This is a genomic window from Actinomyces sp. HMT 175 (assembly GCF_016694895.1).
Classification (GTDB): domain Bacteria; phylum Actinomycetota; class Actinomycetes; order Actinomycetales; family Actinomycetaceae; genus Actinomyces; species Actinomyces oris.
The window spans coordinates 1,489,414-1,508,145 of record NZ_CP068012.1; the positions used below are offsets into that span (position 1 = coordinate 1,489,414).

The following is an 18,732-nucleotide window of genomic DNA, read 5'->3' on the forward strand; positions in this document are numbered from 1 at the left end:
GCAACACCTTACGGGCCGGATCAGTCGTGAGCCGGTAGGAGCAGCCGGACGGCGTCGGGGATGGCCTCAAGGCGCAGGGGCAGCTCGGCCAGCGGCTCGCCGTCGGCGAAGGGGTGAGGAGGTGGGCGCAGGCCCCGATCACGGCCGGTTCGCTCAGTGAGCGCCTCAATGGTGACGGTGCGGCTGCGCTCGACGTGGACGACTGGGTCGGTCAGGTGCGTGCCGCGGAAGAGCCGGCGGAAGAGGACGAGCAGGTGGGTGCGGCCCACGGGATCCAGGCGCAGCACCTCCAGCAGGCCATCGGTGGGGTCGGCCTGGGGCGCCAGGTCCATGCCGCCGCCGACGTAACGGGTGTTGGCCACCGCCAGCAGGAGCGCCGGCCCCTCCCAGGTGCCCTCGTCGGTGGTGACCCGGTAACCGTAAGGCGCCAGCGTCGCGAGCTCGGCGGTGAAGGCGCGCACGTAACGTCCTTCGCCGGCCGGCCAGGAGAGGGTGTTGGCGCGGGCGTTGACGGCGGCGTCCACCCCGGCACTGACCACGGCCAGGGACCAGCGACGCTGCGGGGCGAGCAGAGTGCCATCGGGGCGGGAGGCGTAGATCGCGTCGACCGCCGTGATGGCGCCCTTCCCGGACAGCGCCTGGTTGATGAGGCGGGCGGAGGCCTCCGCGTCCCGGCTGGGCAGACCGAAGTGCCGGGCGATGTCGTTACCGGTGCCGGTGGCCACGATGCCCAGGGGAACACCCGTCGTGGCGACGATATCCACCCCCAGGTGGACCATGCCGTCCCCGCCGACGACCACCAGTGCCTCAACATTCCGATGCGGCCCGTCCCCCAGGAGGGCCCGTCCTGCGTCACGCGCCTGCTCGTAGGAGCTGCCACGCACGTGAAGGACCTCGTGGCCGGCCCCGGTCAGGATCCGGCGGGCGACGTCGTCGGCGGCCGCATGACGTCCTCGTCCCGAAGAGGGGTTGGACAGCAGAGCGATACGCATCGAAGGAAAAGGTGGGACAAGTCAGGCAGGGACGGGGTGAAGCACCCGGCTACTCGGCCAGGGCGGCCTCGAGCTCGGCATCGAGCTCAGCACGCTTCTTCTCCACCCGTTTGTCATGCCTGATGGAGATGAAGCAGGCCAGGAAGTACAGGCCGGCAATGGGAACGGACATGAAGACCATCGACCATGGATCCGGCAGCGGGTTGGCAATGGCCATAAAGGTGACGATGCCCATGATGGCCCAGCGCCAGCCCTTGAGCATGGTCTTTCCCTGCATGAGCCCGAGCATGTTGAGGGCGACGAGGAGCTCGGGCAGGAGGAAGGCGATCCCGAAGACGAGGACCAGCCTCATGACGAAGGACAGGTAGAGATTCGCCCCGATCACTCCGGCAGTGGGGCCGTCAGGGATGAAGCTGGTGAGGATGGAGACCGCGTGCGGCATCACCCAGATCCCCAGGCCGGCGCCGGCGAGGAAGAGGAACAGGCCGGCCGTGCCGTAGGCCCAGGTGTATGCCTTCTCCTTGCGGGTCATGCCCGGTCCCACGAAGGCCCAGAACTCGTACATCCACAACGGTGAGGACAGCAGAACTCCCAGCCAGATCGACACCTCGAGCTTCATATCGAAGGAGGCCAGGATCGTGTCGAAGTTGAGAGTGAGGTGCGCGCCCTTGGCATTGGCCTGCTCGATGGGCCGGGTAATGAGGGCGAAGGCCCGCTCGTAGACCAGGTAACCGACGACCGTCATCACCATGACGCCCGCGGCGGAGACGAAGAGACGCTGGCGCAGCTCGCGCAGGTGGTCCCCGATGGACATGCGCGCCTCGGGGTTGTCCTTGCGCCTCGATCGCTTGATCTGAGGGAGCTTGGGCACCGCGGCCTCCTTCATCTGCAGGTCACCGGCTCTGGCCGGATGACATCACTTCTGGGATGAGCCCTCGGCGCTCTGAGCGGTCTGGCCGGACTGGGTGGGCTCGGTGTAGTAGGTGCCCTCCTGCGGCTGCTGAATCTGAGCGTGGGAGTCCTTGGAGTCGTCGTCGCGCAGCTCCTTGACCTCCTTCTTGAAGACCTTCATGGACTGGCCCACGCTGCGGGCGATGTCAGGCAGCTTCTTGTAGCCGAACAGCAGGATGACGACGATGAGCAGGAAGATGATGTGCGACGGCTTAAAGAGGTTCACGGCGCTGCTCCTTGTGGTAGGGGCTATCGATACGGGCTGAGTGTAGCCTCCCTGGCGGGAGCCTCAGAACGAGGGTCCTGACGGTTCTCCCCAAGGCGGACGGGACAAGGCTCAGCAGTCGTATGAGGTCAGAGCCTGTTTAGCTGCTGCTGCCGCCTCTTGGGCGAGCTCCGGGGGCTCCACCGCCACGAGATGGCGACCCGCCGAGAGGACCAGGCCGATGAGCCAGGAGCGATCGCGTCCCTCAACGACCACCTGAAGGTTGCCGTCCCCGGTCTCCTCCTGGGAGAGGCACGGGACCTGCTCGGCGAGCCAACGGCCCGTCGGTTGGAGAACCAGCGTGGCACGAGGCTTGTTGCCCGCATAGTGATCGGCCGCGGCCTGCTTCGTCCTGCGTGAGGCGCGATGCCGCACGGACGGGGTGTCGAGCGCCTCTGCCGCGGTGATCCGGTCCAGGCGGAAGCTGCGCTCGGCCTGGGCACTGAGGCACCAACCCACCAGCGTCATATGTGATCCATCACTTTCCAGGGTGATGGGATCGACGTCTCGCTCCGAAGGGGTGTCGGTGGCGGAGACATAGACCAGGTGGAGGCGCCGTCTGTCCTGCAGGGCGGAGCGCACAACGGCCAGGATCCGGGACGTACGGCTGGAACGTCCTGCGTGTGCGGGCCCTGGGCCGGTGGTGACGGTTCCCGGATCGGCGCGCGCGTCGGAGTCCTCGGAGGAGGCGCTAGAGCTGAGCAGGGCGGTCACCGCCTGCTGGGTGGAGGCGATGACGGGTGCGGAGGCCTCGTCGTCGGCCAGGAGGTCGGCGAGCACCCTGAGCGCCATGAGCAGAGAGATCGCCTCCTGCCGGGTGAGCCGAACCGGGCGGTCCAGCCCCAGCGGCTCGGACAGGCGCAGGCGCCCGGCCTCGAAGTCCGCGGCGTCGAAGTCCACAAGGTCCCCGTGCATGCCGCCGGGCAAGCCGGAGACCCACAGCGTGTTGACGTCGCGCTCAATGGCGGCCCGGGTAACGCCGAAGTGCTCGGCGGCCTCCGCGACGGTCACGCCGGGGTGCTCCGCAACCCAGGCGGGCAGCGCCAGCAGTCGCGTGAGCTGGTCGGAGGCGGATACGCGAGCCATCGTCACTCCCCCTCCGGTGCCGTGAGCCCAGCCGCGCCTTGCAGGTGGGACAGGACCGCCTGGCGCAAGGAGTCAGGGACGAGAACGACAACTGCATCGCCAAGAGCGGCCACGGTCCCGGCGAAGGAGAAGGGATCCTCGTACTCGACAGCGATGAGATCACGGCCTTCCAGGTGCGCGGGCAGAGCAGGCAGTTCTGCCTGCAGGGCCTGAGCCGGATCGAGGTGGGCCCCGGCCAGACGCAGTCCCAGAGCCCGCCCCGGCAGAGCGGCGAGCAGTGCACGCCGGCGGCTGGGCGACTTGGCGGGAAGCCGGGTGAAGGCTCCGGGGCTCCCATGGACGGTGACTGAACCGGCGATGCGAGCCAGTCGGAAGGTCAGCAGCCTGACAGCGGTTCCTTCCGCTTCCTCCGGTTGCCTGCTGGCGTCTGGGCGGTGGGCGCCTGCTGGCTCGACGGCGTCGAGGTACCAGGCGCCCTCGGCCAGGCGCAGGTGGTGCGGCTCGACAGTGCGGGCCCGGGTGCTGCCCGAGCGGGCCGAGACATAGTCGAAGGTGACCAGGCGGCGCTCGTCGACCGCGGTGAGGAGCTCCTCGGGGATCTCCTCACCGGACAGGTCCGCGGTGAGGACCGGCAGGCCGGCGGAGCTGCTTCCGGTCGGTCCCTCACTGACGGCACGCAGCTTGGTCAGGGCCCGCCGGGCCGTGGCGGGAAGATCGCCGTCGCGCCAGGCGGATGCAGCCAGGCCCAGGCAGGCGGCCTGCTCGGCGCTCAGGTGCAGCGCGGGCAAAGTGTAGTCTTCCTCGATGACCCGGTACCGGGGCTCCTCGGGGCGCCCGGTGGTGGTCACCTCGATACCGAGCTCGCGCAGCGTGTCCTTGTCCCGCTCAAACTTGCGGCGCGCCGAGAGCGGATTGGTGGAGGGGTCCGCCAAGCCGTATCCCGGCACACTGGCCACGAGCTCCTCGGCACTGAGACCGGTGGTGGTGTTGCGCAAGGTGAGCAAAAGGCTCACCAGGCGCTCCTCGGTGCTACGGGTCGACTGGCTCACGGTGCCCCAGCCTAGGAGAAACCGGTGGCCTGCGGCTGGTGACGCGCGCGCCCGGATAGTCTGCCGCCATGATGTGGCGCGACGGCGTAGTGACCGGGACCAGGACGGCATGGGGACCCGCGGGGCGATCCTGCACCGAGCTGGACGTGGAGATCGTCGGAGCCCCGAATGGTGCGAATGCCCTGCTGCCCGGCCAGCGGATCCGCGCGGTCGCCTACGAGGCCCTCACCGGGCTGCCCGGCGCCGCCGAGCGGGTGAGGCTGGAGGTCTCAGCCCTCGACCGCGCCCTGGGCACGGGCGGGCACGCCATGGTCAGCTCTCGCCTGGACGCCCTGCCCCCCGATCCTCCGCGCGAGGGGCACCTCGTCAAGGCCCGCTACATGCCGGACCAGGTGATGGTCACCGGCGTTGACGAGCAGGGCACGGCCCACCACGGCCTGCTGTCCCAGCCGATCGGCAGCCTCCATCTGGAGGGGATGCCGGTGGTGGTTGCCGACCTGCACTCGAGCCTGCCGGCGGTGCTCGCCGGGCTGCGCTCCCCCGACAGCCAGGAGCAGCCACGAGTCGCCTACATCATGACCGACGGCGGGGCCCTGCCCCTGGCCTACTCACGTGTCGTTGCCGCCCTGAGCCAGGCCGGGTGGCTGACCGGGACCATCACGGCCGGGCAGGCCTGGGGCGGTGACATTGAGGCAGTCAGCGTTCACAACGCGCTCCTGGCGGCCCGTCACGTCCTGCGCGCCGACGCCGCCATCGTCATCCAGGGGCCCGGGAACCTGGGCACCGAGACGCCCTGGGGCTTCTCCGGGGTGGCCTGCGGGGACGCCATCAACGCCGTCGCCGCGCTGGGCGGGCATCCGGTGGCCTGCCTGCGTGTCTCCCAGGCCGATGCCCGCGCCCGCCACCGGGGCGTGTCCCACCACTCGATGACGGCCTACGGGCGGGTAGCGCTGGCGGGGGCCGACGTCGTCGTCCCCGACCTGGAGGGGCCGCTGGGGGCACAGGTGCGTCAGGAGGCCGAGACCCTGTGCGCGCCCCGGCCGGGTGCCGGGCAGCACCGACTCGTCGAGGTCCCCGCTGACGGACTCCTGGAGCTGCTGCGGGAGGCGGAGGCGCAGACCGGGGTCAGGCTGTCCACCATGCGACGAGGTTTGGATGAGGATGCAGCCGCCTTCATCGCCGCAGCGGCGGCCGGTCGCCACGCGCGCCAGATCCTTGACGAAGGAACGGCACATGGCTGATCGAGACGGCCAACCGGGCGCGACGGCCCGCAGCGCGGTGCTGCCGACGACAGCGAGTCTGTCAGCAGCCTACGACTGGCAGGCCCGTCACCGCATGGTGCCGGGACGAGGAGGTCGCTGGGCACACTACTCGATCCCAGTCGTGGATCTCGCCCTCGGGATCGTCTTCCTCGCCTTCGCACTGGAGTCAGTCACCTTCATCCTGCGCTTCGGCGGCTATGCCATCTATGTTGCGGACTTCGCCCTGTGTCTGGCGCTGGCACTGACGCAGTTCGGACGGTTGCGTCTCCTGCGTGTCTCCTTCATCGCGACCTACGCCCTGCTGGCGGCCTACGCGATCCTCGTGGTCCTCTCCCCCGTCAACCTCGGCCTCAACCCGATCATCGCCACGGCCATCACCAGTCTCTACACCGTCACCCGCTGGGAGCCCGACCGGCGCTGGGGCACGGCGGCACTCCTGCTGGCTCTGGCCGGCGCCCTGGTCAACCCCGTTACCCTCGCCTCCTACACCCCGCCCTACGAATCAGACGCCGACCCGACGACAGGCTCCGGCTGGGACGGAACCATCCTCCTGGTCAGAGCACTCTCCAGCCTGGTCTTCGTCGGTGCCGTGGTACTCACCTACCTGCTGGCCTCCTCCCGGCGCCGGATCGCCGAGAACCAAGCCCTCGACGTCGGCATCGCCGCGGCCCAGGCGGTTGCGGCCGAGCGCCTCAGCCTGGCCCGAGAGCTCCACGACCTGGTGGGCCACAGCCTCACCACGATCAAGGTGCAGGCCGCCACCGGCCTGGCCCTGGGAGGCGAGGAACGGCTGCGCAGCACCCTGACCACGGTGCGTGACACGGCCGATGCCTCCCTGGCCTCCGTGCGCCAGCTCGTCTCCGTGCTGCGCTCCGACGCCGGCGAGATCACTCCCCTGGCGGACCTGCGGACCATCCCGGCCCTCATCGAGACCACTCGCAGTTCGGGGAGCCGGATCAGCGCCGTGCTTCCCGAACCGGAGGTCCTGGAGCGTTGCAACTCGGCGTGGTCTGCGATACAACGCCTCACCCTCGTGCGTCTGGTAGGAGAGACCCTCACCAACGCCGTCAGGCACGGAACCGGCCAGATCGAGCTGAGCCTGACACTGTCGCAGGACTCCTGCCACCTTCACGTCGCCAACCCGGTGCCGGACGTCGCAGAGCACTCCCCCTTCGGTGGCAGCGGGCTCGTCGGCCTCGAGGAGCGGCTCAGGCTCGTGGGCGGAACCATGACCCACGGCATCCACAACAACGGGGACCACAGCTTCTTCACCATTGACGTCGACTTCCCGGTGGCGCCGCTCGAGCTGCCCGCGAGCGCCATGACCGCCGGCGAGACAGAATCAGGAGACTGCAGATGACGACCAGGACGACTGGTGTTATCAGGGTGGCTGTTGTCGACGATCAGCCGCTGCTGGTCAGTGCCTTCAGCGCTCTCGTGGCCGCACAGCCCGATATGGAAGTGGTTCTGGAAGCCGTCAACGGGCGTCAGGCCATCGAGGGGCTGACCACTCGAGCCACCGGTCCCCACGGAGGGACCGACCTGGTGCTCATGGACCTGCGGATGCCGGTCCTGGACGGGGTCAGTGCCATTCGCGAGCTGCGTGCGACACCTGCCACCGCCGCTCTGCGGGTCCTGGTCCTGACCACCTTCGATGATGAGGACCTCGTCCTGGCGGCGCTGGGTGCCGGCGCCCACGGCTTTCTCCTCAAGGACGCCGAGCCGACGACGCTGCTGGAGGCGATCCGCGTCGTCGCCGGCGGAGGGTCCTGGCTGGATCCGGCCGTCACCGGAACCGTTCTGGCGCACCTTGATGCAGGTACCGGGCCTGATGCCCCGTCGTCGTCGGCCTCCTCGTCGGCACCGACCGATGGGGCCGTGCCCGTTGTGGGGGCGCCGTCGGGCCCCTACGAGGCTCTCACCAGCCGAGAGGACGCCGTACTCGCATTGGTGTGCCAGGGGCTGAGTAACGCCAGTATTGGTGAACGGCTCCATGTGGCTGAGTCGACGGTCAAGTCCCATGTCAAGACGATCCTGGGCAAGACGGGCTGCCATAACCGGGTCGAGCTCGTCATCTATGCTCTGACCACGGGACTCGTCCAGCCGCGGTAGCTCTCCTCCCCAGGGAGGAGACAGGAGTGTGGGAGCGGATGCGGACTGTATCCCTGGTGGGGATCCGTTGAGGTACTGGTGCACAGGAGCATGGGGCCATGACAGCCACCGCAACATCATCACCTCCCCCCTCTCCCACCTACGGCGCCGGTCACACCCCCGGGCTGAGGCTCGCCGGCATTTCCAAGTCTTTCGGCCGCCAGAAGGTCCTTGCCGATCTGGACCTGTCGGCCTATCCCGGTCGCGTGTACGGGTTGCTCGGCCTCAACGGGGCGGGCAAGTCGACCGCCTTCAACATCGCCCTGGGGCTGCTCACACCCGACGCCGGGCGTGTGGAGATCCAGGGGGCTCCGTTCTCCCGTCGCAGCCTGGCCCAGGTGGGGGCCTCCATTAACGGCCCCGCCCTTTTCCCCCAGCTGTCCGCGCGACGCAACCTGCTCGTCCACTGCCGTCTGACCGGCACGTCCCCAGAGGCCATCACTCCGCTCCTGGAGCGTGTCGGGCTGGCTGGAGTCGGCAGGAAGCGTGCCGGCTCCTTCTCCACCGGCATGAAGGTGCGCCTGTCCCTGGCCATGGCGCTTCTGACCGACCCGGAGGTCCTCATCCTTGATGAGCCTCAGAACGGGCTGGATCCCCAGGGCATTATCGAGCTGCGCGATCTCGTGCGGAACCTGGCCGACGAGGGACGCACCGTCGTCGTCTCCAGCCACCAGCTCGGGGAGATCGCCCGCATGAGTGACGACATCGGGGTCCTGGCGACCGGGCGCCTCGTCTACGAGGGGCCGCTGGCCGACTTCGCCGACGCCGACGACGAACGGGCCATGGAGGCGGCATTCCTAGCGGCAGTCACCGGAGGCGGACGCCCTGCCCGGACGGAGGTGCGCGCATGAGCACCGTTGTGCAGCTGCAGACCCGGGTGAAGGCACAGGGGACGGCAAAGGTGAGAGTAGGCCTGTGGGACCTGGTGCGCGCCGAGCTCACCCGCAGTCGGCGCACCTTCACCTGGGGCGTGATCGGGGCGACTCTCATCTTCACCGTTCACACCATCATCCTGGCGAATGCCTCGATCTCCTCAGGTGTGGTCACGGAGCTCCAGTGGAACGGAAATGCTCTGGCGTGGATGCATATGTATGCCGGGGGCTTCGCGGTGCCTCTGGGGCTGCTGACCGGGGCGATGGCCCAGTGGCGTGAGCAGCGGTGGCGTCAGGGTGGGACGGCGTGGCGCGCCGTCGCGCCGCGCCGGGTGGCGGGTGCCCGCCTCGTGGTCCTGAGCCTGTCCGCGCTGGTCTGCCAGGTGGCGCTGGTCGTCCCGGTGGTGGGGCACGCCCTCATCGTCGGCAACGGCTGGGGTCCTTGGGACCGGTACCTGCTGTTCGCCACCTACATGTGGATCGTCGTCACCGGCGCCTGCGCCTGGGGCATGGCAGCCTTCCACGTGCTGCGAGTTGTTTCCGTCGGGGTCGCCCCTGTCCTCGGCTTCGTCTGGTCCGTGGCGGGCGTGGTCCAGGCCGAGCGGAGCGACTGGTGGATGCTCCCGTGGGCCTGGACAGCGAGGGTCCCGTTGCCCCTGCTGGGTGTTCACGGCAGCAGCGTGCTGCTTGAGGCGGACTCGCCGGTGTGGGACTACCCGCTCCTGCCCGGGTTCCTGCTGACGATCGGCCTGACCCTGGCCGGCATCGGACTGGCCGTACTCTGCGGGGCTTCCGGTGGTGCTGGGTCCTCGGCGTCGTCGGTTTCCCAGCTCAGCCGGCTGCTTCCCGGCGGAAGGGATGCCGCTGACGATCAGTCGGAGACCGTCACGGTGCAGTCACCGGAGCAGGCCCCAGGCGCGCGACCCCAAAGCATCCCGATTCGCCGAGCCACGCCCACCACCCGTATGGCCCGTGTTCCCGGGCCGCGCAGTGCCATCCTGGCGATGGCCGGCGTTCTGCCCTGGATCGTGTGGGCGGTCCTGGCAATCCTGCTGCTCGCCTTCCTGGGGGTCCTCCACACCGTGTACCCACCCGGGTACGGGCAGAGCTTCCTCGAGCTCATGGGAGTGCCGGTTGCCGCAGCCCTCGTCGGCATCACGGTGTGGGGACGTTTCCAACCTGCCTGGCGTGCGCTCATCACCCGCCGAGGTGCCGGGGCCATCCTGACCTCAGCTGCGGTCCTGAGTGGGTTGTTCCTCATCCCGGTCCTGGGTGCCTCCTGGGTTATGACGGTCCTGGGTGACACGTTGACCCGCACCGACCCGAATCTGCCGGCGGTGACCGGCACCGTCTACGGGGTCATGGTGATGCCGGCTGTCGCCTTCATGATCGCGGCCGTCAGCCTGGCGGTGGCTCTGAGCACCCGGATCGTCGTGGCGATCGTCCTCAATATCATCCTGGTCATCATGGGGCTGCTCATCGGCGGCAACGAGGTCTTGGCGGCCACCTGGTTGTGGCGGCTGGCCCCCTGGGGCTGGATGAGTATCGCTCACCAGTTCCCCGAGCGTTGGCTGACGATCGTCGTCCTCAGCTTGCTCATCGGATCGGTGGCGATGGGAACAGCGGCCCTAGGTGCCCGGCGCGCCGCCATCCGGGACTGAGTGGGGGGGGGGCTCGGCGGTGGTCTGAGAGGTCTTGGTGTCACGTTTGGCGACTTTTAGGCCGTCCATCGGTTGGCGTGCCTGGGCCTGTATGGCTCTGACCAGCGCATATGTGCCAGGGTGCGGTGGTTGTCGGGCCGGGTGTGGTCTTAAAAGTCGCCGTTTGTGACACCGGTCGTGGAGTGAGCCTGGTGGTCTGTGGTGCGGCCGCGTGTGCTGGGTGTGGGGGTTAGTGGCCTTGGGCTTCTTCTGCGTCGTCGGTGAGGTAGGTGATGACGCGGACCAGGTCGTAGGGGGTGGAGGTCTCGGTGGTGGTGATGGTGCCCTCGATGGGCCGCCACTGGCTCTCGCCGGCGGGGCGGAACCTGGTGGTCCAGGTGGTGGTCAGGGTGGTGGTGATGCCGGTGGCGGTGTGCTGGTAGTGGTGGGTCACCGTCTGGTGGGGGTAGGGGGCTCCGGGGTTGGTGGTGGTTGTGGTGGTGCCGTCTCCCCAGCCCCAGGTGTAGGAGGTGGGGGTGAACTCCACCTCGATGGAGGTGCCCAGGATGGTGGTGGTCTGGTAGCGCACGGCGGGGTTGGTGTAGACGATGAAGGCCTTGGAGATGATGACCTTGGGTCCCGGGGGCTGGCGGGTGATGCCTGAGCCGGAGGCGATGAGCGTGGCGGCCTGGCGGGTGGTGATGGTGACCGTACGGGGACCACCACTGGTGGTGGGTTGGTCGGGCTGGCCGGGGCGGTTGAGGGTGGCCAGGTTGCACTTGTACTTGTCCAGCCCGTAGGCGTCCTTCTCCGGCGAGCACTCCCGATGCGACTGCTCCTCCCACATCGACGGATCCGAGGCCCTCACAGTCGGATGCTCCTGAGATGGAGGCTCACCAGAATCCGACGAGCCCTCCTGAGGGATGGTTTCAGTCACCTCCCCATAGGTTTCCACTCCTGCATCCGTATTTCCAGCAGTTACATTAGATTCAACAGTGGTGGAATCTGGGGTTGTGTTTCCAAGGGCTAGTGTCGGGAATATGAGTGGCGCGGCGAGGCTGGCGACGATAAAAGGGTGTGGCGCCGTCATTTGACTACCTCGACCCCGCCGACAGACCAGCGTCCATTAACGTATCGTACGCCGAAGTTAAGGTTTCTTCCTTCGTCCGGAGCGGATGTCTTGGCTACCCCTCCATCTCCAGGATGGGAAGTCATGGGTCCGTAATCTACGACTACCGTGACGCGATTGTAGTCGCGACCCTCTAGTTTTTCGTAGTATGTCACGTTGGTGACATCCTGTTCCCATTTGTCAATCCAGCCTCCGGCAGCATGCAGGCTGGTTGCTCTGCTGATGGCTGATTGGCAGAACTTGCAACCGTCTTCGCTCATTTTTGCTAGCTCGGTGGTGTTGCCGGTCATGAAGGCGTAGCGGTAGAGGTTGAGGAAGTAGCCGACGCTGGCTGCTGCGCCCTCGGCGCTCTCCTCGTTCATCTGTGGGGGCTTGGCCGGTGCGGGCTCAGCCAGGGCGGCGTCGCGCTTGGCGCGCAGTTCAGGAGTCAGAGCCGCTTCCCGCGAGGCAGTCGCCGAGGCGTTGGCGTCAGCGATGCCCTTCTCAGCCCGGGCAATAGCCGCCGACGCGCTGGCACTGGCGCTCGCACTGGCCTCCGCCTTGGCGTCCTTCACCGAGCAGGCCGCCATCCCCAGCGCCAGCGCACACACCGCCACCAACCCGGCCACACCCCTCCGGTGCCCGAAACGAGAACCAGACCGGGCCCTGGGTCGGGCCATGCGCCCCACCAACAGGTCCCCACTCGACCGCCCCGCTCGCTCTCCAGGGCCGCCGGGATCTGAGTGGGAGCAACGGTCGCGCACGGCCAAGCCTGACTCTGGAGTGCCTGGTCGGCTGCTCGGCCCCTGCGGCCCTTCCGCCGGAGCCTCCTGCTCCGCGTGCCTGCTGATGCCGTCGAGGGGCAACTCAGCTCGACGATCGTGCGCGGCGGAGCGTTGCATTGGCGGGATCGAGCGACCGGGGCCAGCTACTGGCCGCCGGGCGCCCGCGGGCGCAGCGGATCGTAGGGACGCACTCATCACGGAAGCCTCCTCGCCACCGAAACAACTCCATACCCCGCCCGGCCGGGCGACACTGCCCGTCCAGACGGTGCATTGACATTACCTGCCCCAACGCCCCCAAACCAGCCCCCGAGGACACCCTGTGGAAAACCTCAGGGAAGGACATCACTCGACGATGGCTGACTCCGTCGCAGGCACCGGTGCTGGGCGCTGCGAGCCGGCCCGGTCTTACAGAGGTCATGGGACAACGGTCGGTCAGTGTCCCACCGGCTTTCCGATAGCCTAGGCCCATGAAGACCTTTGAGGACCTTTTCGACGAGCTGCAGCACAAGGCGGCCACCCGCCCTGAGGGCTCCGGGACTGTGGAGGAGCTGGACCGTGGGGTCCACTTCATCGGCAAGAAGCTCGTGGAGGAGGCCGCCGAGGCCTGGATGGCCTGCGAGCACGAGTCCGATGAGGCCGCCTGCGAGGAGATCAGCCAGCTGCTCTACCACGCCCAGGTCATGATGCTCGCCAAGGGCTACAGCCTCCAGGACGTCTACCGCTACCTGTAGTCCCCGAGCCCCTCACGCCTCCTACTCGACTCCCCCACCACAGATCAGGAACCGCCGTGCTACGTATCGCCGTCCCGAACAAGGGCTCCTTGTCCGACCCCGCCATCACCATGCTCTCCGAGGCGGGCTACCGCACCCGCCGCACGGGCCGTGAGCTCGTGCTCGTCGACGAGGCCAACGACGTCGAGCTGTTCTTCCTGCGTCCGCGCGACATCGCCGTCTACGTCGGTCAGGGCACCGTCCACGCCGGCATCACCGGCCGCGACCTGCTCCTGGACTCCGGGGTTGACGCCGTCGAGCACCTGCCCTTGGGTTTCGCCCGCTCCACCTTCCGCTTTGCCGCCCCCAAGGGGACCATGAGCTCCTTGGCCGACGTCGCCGGGCGCCGGGTGGCCACCTCCTATGACGTCCTGGTACGCAGCTACCTGGCCGCCAGGGGCGTGGATGCCCAGACCGTTCACCTCGACGGCGCCGTGGAGTCCTCAGTCCAGCTGGGCGTGGCCGACCTCATCGCCGACGTCGTCGAGACCGGCACGACGTTGCGGGCCGCCGGCCTGGAGACCTTCGGGGATCCGATCCTTGTCAGCGAGGCCGTGCTCATCACCACCGAGCAGTTCCGCGCAGAGCCCGGGCTGGCCACGCTCGTACGGCGGTTGGAGGGAGTGCTGCGTGCCCGCGCCTACGTGCTCGTCGACTACGACATCCCCATGAACAAGCTGCACCTGGCGACAGCCCTCACCCCGGGCATCGAGTCCCCCACCGTTTCCCCCCTGCAGAACCCCGACTGGGTGGCGGTACGCGCCATGGTCCCGCGGGCGGACATGAACCGGGTCATGGACGAGCTCTACGAGGTCGGGGCGCGCGCCATCCTCGTCTCCTCACTGTTGGCCTGCCGGCTGTGAGAGGCTGAGCCGACCGGGAAGGTTCCCCATCGACGGTCTGGACTCCCCAGTTACGGGAAGTCCAGGCCGCATTGTGTGGAGTAGTTACGAGGATACTTCCTCTGTGTCGGCGTCCCCCTCGGATGTGTCATCTGCACCTTCCGGATCAACAACGTCCGCTGCAACTGAGGTGGATGAGGCCGTTGGAGCAGCCGCGAGATGATGACGACGGCGCCTGCTGAGCACCAAGGTCATGGCGCCACATGCGATTAGCAGGAGGGTAATGCCGTACGCCAGGAGCACCAGCCATCCACTCGTCTCTCGTACGGAGAGCGGAATCTCGTAGTAGCCCATCTGCGCGTCCTCCTTGAGCCCCTCAAGTACCAACGTGTGGTTTCCTGACGGAATGTCCGCCGTCAGAGCCAGAGTCCCGCTCGCCTTGCCGTTGGCGTCAGCGGTGAGTGTTCCCAGGGTCTGGATGTCGGAATGGACTGTGACGGTAACGGTGCTGCCCGGGTTGACGCCGGTGACAGTGAGGGTGAGGGTGTCACCGTTGCGCACCGTCGTGGTTGTCACTTGACGGGAGGCGCTGCCGTCGGCTGCCAGTGGCTGGAGCTGGGCGGTCAGGGCATGGTCCTGCGGTGGTTGCACCGCCCGCCCCAGCCTTTTCAGGCCGCCTGCGGCGGCGGATCGCAGTCCTCCTCCCTCATTCGGCATCGTCGTGTTGACAACCTGAGCCTCCTTGGTCTGAGACCAGGCGATCAGCGACTGAGCCCAGGCCTCGTGCCCAGAAATGTTGGGATGAAAGAGTTCGTTACGATCATGAACGTAGTTTTGTAGGTTGACTTTCACGAAATAGGAATCGCTGTTGCAGATTGTATGGTTCGGTTTGGCTAGGTCGACGACGTCCTGCGCGTAGTAGACCGGGTAGCCCTCCTTGGAGAGCTCGGTGACTGCGTCACGGACGGTGCGGTTGAGCAGGGTGAGGATCTGGCGTCCGTAAGAGATCTCGGATGGCGACAGAGAGACGTTGGGCATCACGGTGGCACAGTTTCCCTGTTCCTTCTCCCACAACGGGTCCGGGTAGGGCGAGACAATCAGCGGAGCCACCTTGCCTTGTCGCTTCTTAACACGCTCTCGGGTGTTAGCCGCCTTCATGACGGCACGATAGGTCTTCTTCAGCGACTCCTTGCGCTGGGGGATGTCAGAGAGCCGACGCGTCATCTCCGCCCGGTCGGCCGTACAGTTGCCCAAGATGCATCCCGTGACGATGTCCCCAAAATGGATGTCGTTGCCGCCGATGGTCAGGTACACCAGTCCCGGGTTGTCCGGGATGTCCTGGAGGGCCTTGGCCTGGGGTGGCTCCGAGGGGTGCTGAGACTTGTCGGTGACGTCAGCCGTTACCGCGCCGGAGCAGGCGATGAGATGCGTCTGCCGGCCTCCCAGGACCGCCCCGTAGGCGGTCTGCGCCCGGTGGCACTTAGGTTCTCCTTCGTCCAGGTAGCTTCCTGCTCCTTCTCCTGAGGAGAAGGAGTCCCCGATCACCACCACCGGCCCGGAAACGTCCTGAAGCAGAGGACCGGCGTCGTTGAGGGTGAGTCCTTCATCGGTCACTTCAATCTTGCCGGTCTTGAGAACTGATCCGGCGTCACGAGAGCCTACAGCCACTTTCCAACCAGCCGTTCCGGTTTGACCGCTGGCCCCAGTCGCCGCCCAGGTGACCCGAGTCGACTCTCCTTCCTTCAGTGCAGGAAGATGTCGAACCGGAGAGAGGATGAGCGGGAAGATCGTGCGAGACGTCCCTGGGTCAATAGAGATCGCTGCCCTGATGTTCGTCACCGTGTAGTGCGAGGAATTTTTGATAGTGGCAGTGATCGCCGCATTCGCCCCTTGTCTGATACGAGTGGGAGCTTCAACACTCACTTCCAGGTCTCGCTGCTCATACTGGGAGAGCTCCTTAATGAGCTGATCCGCGTTATCGGCCTCGCGATAGCTGGAGCCGGTCGCCTGGGATATGCATGTGAGTTCGTCTCGGCCCTTGTCGGAAATGGTGAATCCGATGGAGGGAACAGAAAGTGCGAATCCCTCGTCAACAATACTCTTGGCCACCTCGCAAGGAGGCTCTCCGCAGTTGGACTCACCGTCGGAGATCAGCAGTAGTGTGGCGGAGGTGAAGCCTTTCTGCTTGAGGCTGTCGACAACCCCTCTGAGGGCGGGACCTGTTGGGGTATTGCCGCTCGCCGTGAGCTGACGAATATGAGCGTCGACATCGGTGGGGTCGGGATGCTGATCCGGTTGGAGTCCCGGTATCCACGATCCAGGAGCGCACTCTCCGGACGTGGTTCCACCCGGGTAGGTCCACACCCCAAGATCCGTCGACTCCGGTCTTCCCTGAACGAGGGTTGACATGGTCTTCTTGGCTGAGCTCAGCTTGTTCCGGCCGCTCGAGTCGTTCTCAGTCATGGACTCGGAGACGTCTACGACGAGAACGAGTGGTGCCTGTTCCTTCGATTCCGGCATCGCGGTGGTGCTGCTTGCGGCTGAGACGCTCGGACCGGCGCTGGGCGGCGAGCTTGGTGCTGCCAAGGAGACTGGGGTCGCAGTGGCGAACATCGTGAGGCACACAATGGTGGACGTGATGATTACTGCAAAACGATGCTTCATTTCTCTGCCTCCAGCTGATCGATCTGGGCGGTCGTTCCCTTGACCAGGGCGTCACCCAGGTAGACGGTGTCGCCGTTCTTCGAGGAGACAGCTATCTCAAGTCGAAGAGCATTGGAGACGTCGGCGTCAACCTTTGCGGGTTTTCCGTAAGCCACGTCCGCACGTGCAACCTCGTTGCCGTCGGCCAGAATCCTAACAGTGGCGGTGGCATCTGTTTTCCCCGAGTCTGCCAGGCCGACGGTCGTTGATAATGTGGAGGCGTGGCGCCCCAGAACCCATGCATACGTACTCTCCTTGTTGCTGAAGCCTCCCGAGCAGGCCAGTGCTTCCTTGTATGAGGTTCCATTCATGGAAACGTTGGTGTCCGTCGAGCACGATGATCCCGAACCTGCCGTGTTGACAGAGCTCAGCAGGATCGATCCTCCTGATTCGGCCACGACGAGTTGGACGCTGCTGTCAAGTGGGGAACCAACTTGCGGTGATACCGAGAGAACTGTCCCAGTAGTGGCGCTGGCACTGTACTGTTCGGTGACGGTGACTTCGGCCCCCAGTGCCTGGAGGGCATCGATGGCGTCCTTCTTCTTCTTTCCCGTCACCTCTGGAACACTCGCCTGCTTGGATACGGAGAGCGTCAACGACCCTGTCACCTGTTCACCGCCGACCGGCTCCTGTGCAACGACGACGCCCGGAGTGCCGGCCCATTCAACTTCGCGGATCGTGACTGCGTTCGGGTCAATATCAAGGTCTGCCAGAGCCTGCTTGGCAACAGCTGTTTCCATCCCGCGCACATCAGGGACACGGGAATCGGCCTGAGTGTCGAGAACCGGAATCTCAACGACAGTCGGTCTTGGCTCGGAACTGCGAACCGCAACCTCTTCCTTGACTATCCAGCCCGTCAGAAACCCGCCCGAGAATATACCGAGGAACAATGACATCGCCCCAGCCACGATGAGCCTGCCCCTGTGGCGTGCTCCGAAGACCCTTAGTCGGCGGACACCAGAAAACTTGGATGAGATCGCCTTCAATAGTCGTCGATGCCGCCGTGGTGGGAGAACTGCGGCCACAGTGTCGGGCTCGACTGAGGCCACCTCGTCTTCTGGAGGTGTGTTAAGGGATATCTCAGAAGGGGCTGGGGTCTTGCTGTCCATGCGTCCACACCTCTCGTTTTGAGCCTGTGTATCGCATTTTACCGGTAGTTATACCTGGGGATTTGTATAAGTTGTTATACAGATGTCCTTGGCGACCACCTGGAGTCAGTTGCCTGTCAGGGGCACGCAGATGTCGGCGGCCTTGGGTGTCTTCTTGTCGCCCAGGATCTTGTGGGAGGCGAGGAACTCGATCATCGGTGTGAAGTCGTCGACCCGCACTGAGCCGACGGCCGCCTTGCCCTCCCCGCTGACCAGCTTGCCCGTGGCCACGGCGACCTCGCGGGCGTTGGCGGCCTGAGTGGAGTCGACCAGGTCCTGCACGTACTCCTTGGTCGCCTCGACGGCGGCGTCGGGGTCCTTGACGAAAGCGGTCATGCCCTCCACTGAGGCCTTGACCGCCGCCTGAAGGTCCTCACGCCGGGAGTCCAGCAGCTTACGGGTCGTCACCAGGGAGACGCCGATGAGGGGGATCGACTCGGCCGGCTGGATCGTGCGCACCGCGGTGCCGGCCTGCTTGATCTGCACGGCGTCGTTGTTGGAGAAGCCGACGACGGCGTCAACCTTGCCGCCCACGAGCGCCGCCTGCTGGGTGTAGCCGATGTCCTGGATCGTCAGGTCGGACTCGCTCAGCGAGGCGGTGTCCATGGCCAGCTGGAGGGCGTACCAGGTCTCCCCCTTGCGTCCCGGTGTACCGACGGTCTTGCCCTTAAGGTCCGCAGGCGCCTTGATCGCAGAGCCCTCCGGGACAATGAGGCAGGCCGGGTAGGACTGGTAGTAGCCGCCGACGACAACGAGGTCGGACCCGTTGGAGGCGGCGACGACGGCCTCATCTGCTCCGGCGACGACGAGCTGCTCCTTCCCGCTCAGAAGAGCGTCGAAGAGTCCCTCCTGGGCCCCGTGATGACGCAGGTTCACCCCGGAGGCGTACTTGCTGTCCTTCTTGGCCATGTAGAAGGGGGCGAACTGGATGTTGGGCGTGTAGGTCAGGCCGATGGTCAGTGGGCTACTCGCCTGTGAGGAGCAGGCGGCGAGCACACCGGTTCCGCTCAGGACGAGACCACTGGCGAGCAGGTGGCGGCGCGAGAGGGGCATGAGTATTTCCTTTCCAGGGGGATCGGGGTGGGGCGATCGAGCCGGAGCGCGATGG

General features: G+C 66.4%; 17 protein-coding genes. 7 read left to right on the forward strand and 10 right to left on the reverse strand.

Annotated features, from left to right (window positions below; genetic code table 11):
- Positions 1–20 precede the first annotated feature (20 nt).
- From JJJ14_RS06400 to JJJ14_RS06420, 5 genes are all read right to left on the reverse strand, one after another.
- Complete coding sequence (locus JJJ14_RS06400; protein WP_201445006.1) at positions 21–992, reverse strand: diacylglycerol/lipid kinase family protein; 972 nt, start codon at positions 990–992, stop codon at positions 21–23.
- A gap of 49 nt (positions 993–1,041) precedes the next feature.
- Positions 1,042–1,863, reverse strand: a complete 822-nt coding sequence (gene tatC, locus JJJ14_RS06405) for a twin-arginine translocase subunit TatC (RefSeq protein ID WP_075404428.1) — start codon at positions 1,861–1,863, stop codon at positions 1,042–1,044.
- A gap of 45 nt (positions 1,864–1,908) precedes the next feature.
- The gene (gene tatA, locus JJJ14_RS06410; protein ID WP_201445007.1) at positions 1,909–2,169 is read right to left on the reverse strand and encodes a Sec-independent protein translocase subunit TatA; all 261 of its coding nucleotides are present in this window, start codon (positions 2,167–2,169) and stop codon (positions 1,909–1,911) included.
- Between the two features lie 111 nt (positions 2,170–2,280).
- Positions 2,281–3,294 (reverse strand): helix-turn-helix transcriptional regulator, encoded by a 1,014-nt coding sequence (locus JJJ14_RS06415; RefSeq protein ID WP_201445008.1) that lies wholly within the window; start codon positions 3,292–3,294, stop codon positions 2,281–2,283.
- 2 nt (positions 3,295–3,296) lie between these two features.
- A complete protein-coding gene (locus JJJ14_RS06420) occupies positions 3,297–4,343 on the reverse strand; it encodes a helix-turn-helix transcriptional regulator (protein ID WP_201445009.1) in 1,047 nt (348 codons plus the stop codon).
- Between the two features lie 68 nt (positions 4,344–4,411).
- Here JJJ14_RS06420 and JJJ14_RS06425 point away from each other — a divergent pair, with 68 nt between their 5' ends.
- From JJJ14_RS06425 to JJJ14_RS06445, 5 genes are all read left to right on the forward strand, one after another.
- Entirely contained in the window at positions 4,412–5,584 is a 1,173-nt protein-coding gene (locus JJJ14_RS06425; RefSeq protein ID WP_201445010.1) for a DUF3866 family protein, read from the forward strand.
- Positions 5,577–6,965 carry a sensor histidine kinase gene (locus tag JJJ14_RS06430; RefSeq protein ID WP_201445011.1) on the forward strand — a complete coding sequence of 463 codons (1,389 nt, stop codon included), beginning with the start codon at positions 5,577–5,579 and terminating at the stop codon, positions 6,963–6,965. Before JJJ14_RS06425 ends, JJJ14_RS06430 begins: the two co-directional genes overlap by 8 nt.
- Entirely contained in the window at positions 6,962–7,717 is a 756-nt protein-coding gene (locus JJJ14_RS06435; protein WP_201445012.1) for a response regulator, read from the forward strand. Before JJJ14_RS06430 ends, JJJ14_RS06435 begins: the two co-directional genes overlap by 4 nt.
- 98 nt (positions 7,718–7,815) lie before the next feature.
- Positions 7,816–8,607 carry an ATP-binding cassette domain-containing protein gene (locus JJJ14_RS06440; protein WP_201445013.1) on the forward strand — a complete coding sequence of 264 codons (792 nt, stop codon included), beginning with the start codon at positions 7,816–7,818 and terminating at the stop codon, positions 8,605–8,607.
- On the forward strand, positions 8,604–10,289 hold the full coding sequence (locus tag JJJ14_RS06445) for a hypothetical protein (RefSeq protein WP_201445014.1): 1,686 nt from the start codon (positions 8,604–8,606) through the stop codon (positions 10,287–10,289). The genes JJJ14_RS06440 and JJJ14_RS06445 overlap by 4 nt, the downstream gene beginning before the upstream one ends.
- Before the next feature lie 229 nt (positions 10,290–10,518).
- Here JJJ14_RS06445 and JJJ14_RS06450 read toward each other — a convergent pair whose 3' ends face one another.
- Both JJJ14_RS06450 and JJJ14_RS06455 read right to left on the reverse strand, forming a co-directional pair.
- Positions 10,519–11,358 (reverse strand): zinc transporter, encoded by an 840-nt coding sequence (locus JJJ14_RS06450; RefSeq protein ID WP_442859492.1) that lies wholly within the window; start codon positions 11,356–11,358, stop codon positions 10,519–10,521.
- Complete coding sequence (locus JJJ14_RS06455) at positions 11,355–11,993, reverse strand: DUF6318 family protein (protein WP_201445100.1); 639 nt, start codon at positions 11,991–11,993, stop codon at positions 11,355–11,357. Before JJJ14_RS06455 ends, JJJ14_RS06450 begins: the two co-directional genes overlap by 4 nt.
- 635 nt (positions 11,994–12,628) lie before the next feature.
- On the opposite strand from JJJ14_RS06455, the gene JJJ14_RS06460 reads away from it, so the two are divergent.
- On the forward strand, positions 12,629–12,892 hold the full coding sequence (locus JJJ14_RS06460; protein ID WP_070658136.1) for a phosphoribosyl-ATP diphosphatase: 264 nt from the start codon (positions 12,629–12,631) through the stop codon (positions 12,890–12,892).
- Positions 12,893–12,948: 56 nt separating this feature from the next.
- Positions 12,949–13,794, forward strand: coding sequence for an ATP phosphoribosyltransferase (gene hisG / locus JJJ14_RS06465; RefSeq protein WP_009406030.1), 846 nt, complete (start codon positions 12,949–12,951; stop codon positions 13,792–13,794).
- Positions 13,795–13,878: 84 nt separating this feature from the next.
- Here hisG and JJJ14_RS06470 read toward each other — a convergent pair whose 3' ends face one another.
- The 3 genes from JJJ14_RS06470 to JJJ14_RS06480 all read right to left on the reverse strand — a co-directional run bounded on the left by JJJ14_RS06470 (position 13,879) and on the right by JJJ14_RS06480 (position 18,677).
- Complete coding sequence (locus JJJ14_RS06470) at positions 13,879–16,437, reverse strand: VWA domain-containing protein (protein ID WP_201445015.1); 2,559 nt, start codon at positions 16,435–16,437, stop codon at positions 13,879–13,881.
- A complete protein-coding gene (locus JJJ14_RS06475) occupies positions 16,434–17,585 on the reverse strand; it encodes a PASTA domain-containing protein (protein WP_201445016.1) in 1,152 nt (383 codons plus the stop codon). Before JJJ14_RS06475 ends, JJJ14_RS06470 begins: the two co-directional genes overlap by 4 nt.
- A gap of 105 nt (positions 17,586–17,690) precedes the next feature.
- Positions 17,691–18,677, reverse strand: coding sequence for an ABC transporter substrate-binding protein (locus JJJ14_RS06480; RefSeq protein ID WP_201445017.1), 987 nt, complete (start codon positions 18,675–18,677; stop codon positions 17,691–17,693).
- Positions 18,678–18,732 lie beyond the last annotated feature (55 nt).

Excerpts from the sequence above, each read along its gene's own strand:
- JJJ14_RS06400 (WP_201445006.1), bottom strand. The coding sequence starts at position 992 with ATGCGTATCGCTCTGCTGTCCAACCCCTCTTCGGGACGAGGACGTCAT.
- JJJ14_RS06415 (WP_201445008.1), bottom strand. The coding sequence starts at position 3,294 with ATGGCTCGCGTATCCGCCTCCGACCAGCTCACGCGACTGCTGGCGCTG.
- JJJ14_RS06425 (WP_201445010.1), top strand. The coding sequence starts at position 4,412 with ATGATGTGGCGCGACGGCGTAGTGACCGGGACCAGGACGGCATGGGGA.
- JJJ14_RS06430 (WP_201445011.1), top strand. The coding sequence starts at position 5,577 with ATGGCTGATCGAGACGGCCAACCGGGCGCGACGGCCCGCAGCGCGGTG.
- JJJ14_RS06435 (WP_201445012.1), top strand. The coding sequence starts at position 6,962 with ATGACGACCAGGACGACTGGTGTTATCAGGGTGGCTGTTGTCGACGAT.
- JJJ14_RS06440 (WP_201445013.1), top strand. The coding sequence starts at position 7,816 with ATGACAGCCACCGCAACATCATCACCTCCCCCCTCTCCCACCTACGGC.
- JJJ14_RS06445 (WP_201445014.1), top strand. The coding sequence starts at position 8,604 with ATGAGCACCGTTGTGCAGCTGCAGACCCGGGTGAAGGCACAGGGGACG.
- JJJ14_RS06450 (WP_442859492.1), bottom strand. The coding sequence starts at position 11,358 with ATGACGGCGCCACACCCTTTTATCGTCGCCAGCCTCGCCGCGCCACTC.
- JJJ14_RS06460 (WP_070658136.1), top strand. The coding sequence starts at position 12,629 with ATGAAGACCTTTGAGGACCTTTTCGACGAGCTGCAGCACAAGGCGGCC.
- JJJ14_RS06470 (WP_201445015.1), bottom strand. The coding sequence starts at position 16,437 with ATGAAGCATCGTTTTGCAGTAATCATCACGTCCACCATTGTGTGCCTC.
- JJJ14_RS06475 (WP_201445016.1), bottom strand. The coding sequence starts at position 17,585 with ATGGACAGCAAGACCCCAGCCCCTTCTGAGATATCCCTTAACACACCT.
- JJJ14_RS06480 (WP_201445017.1), bottom strand. The coding sequence starts at position 18,677 with ATGCCCCTCTCGCGCCGCCACCTGCTCGCCAGTGGTCTCGTCCTGAGC.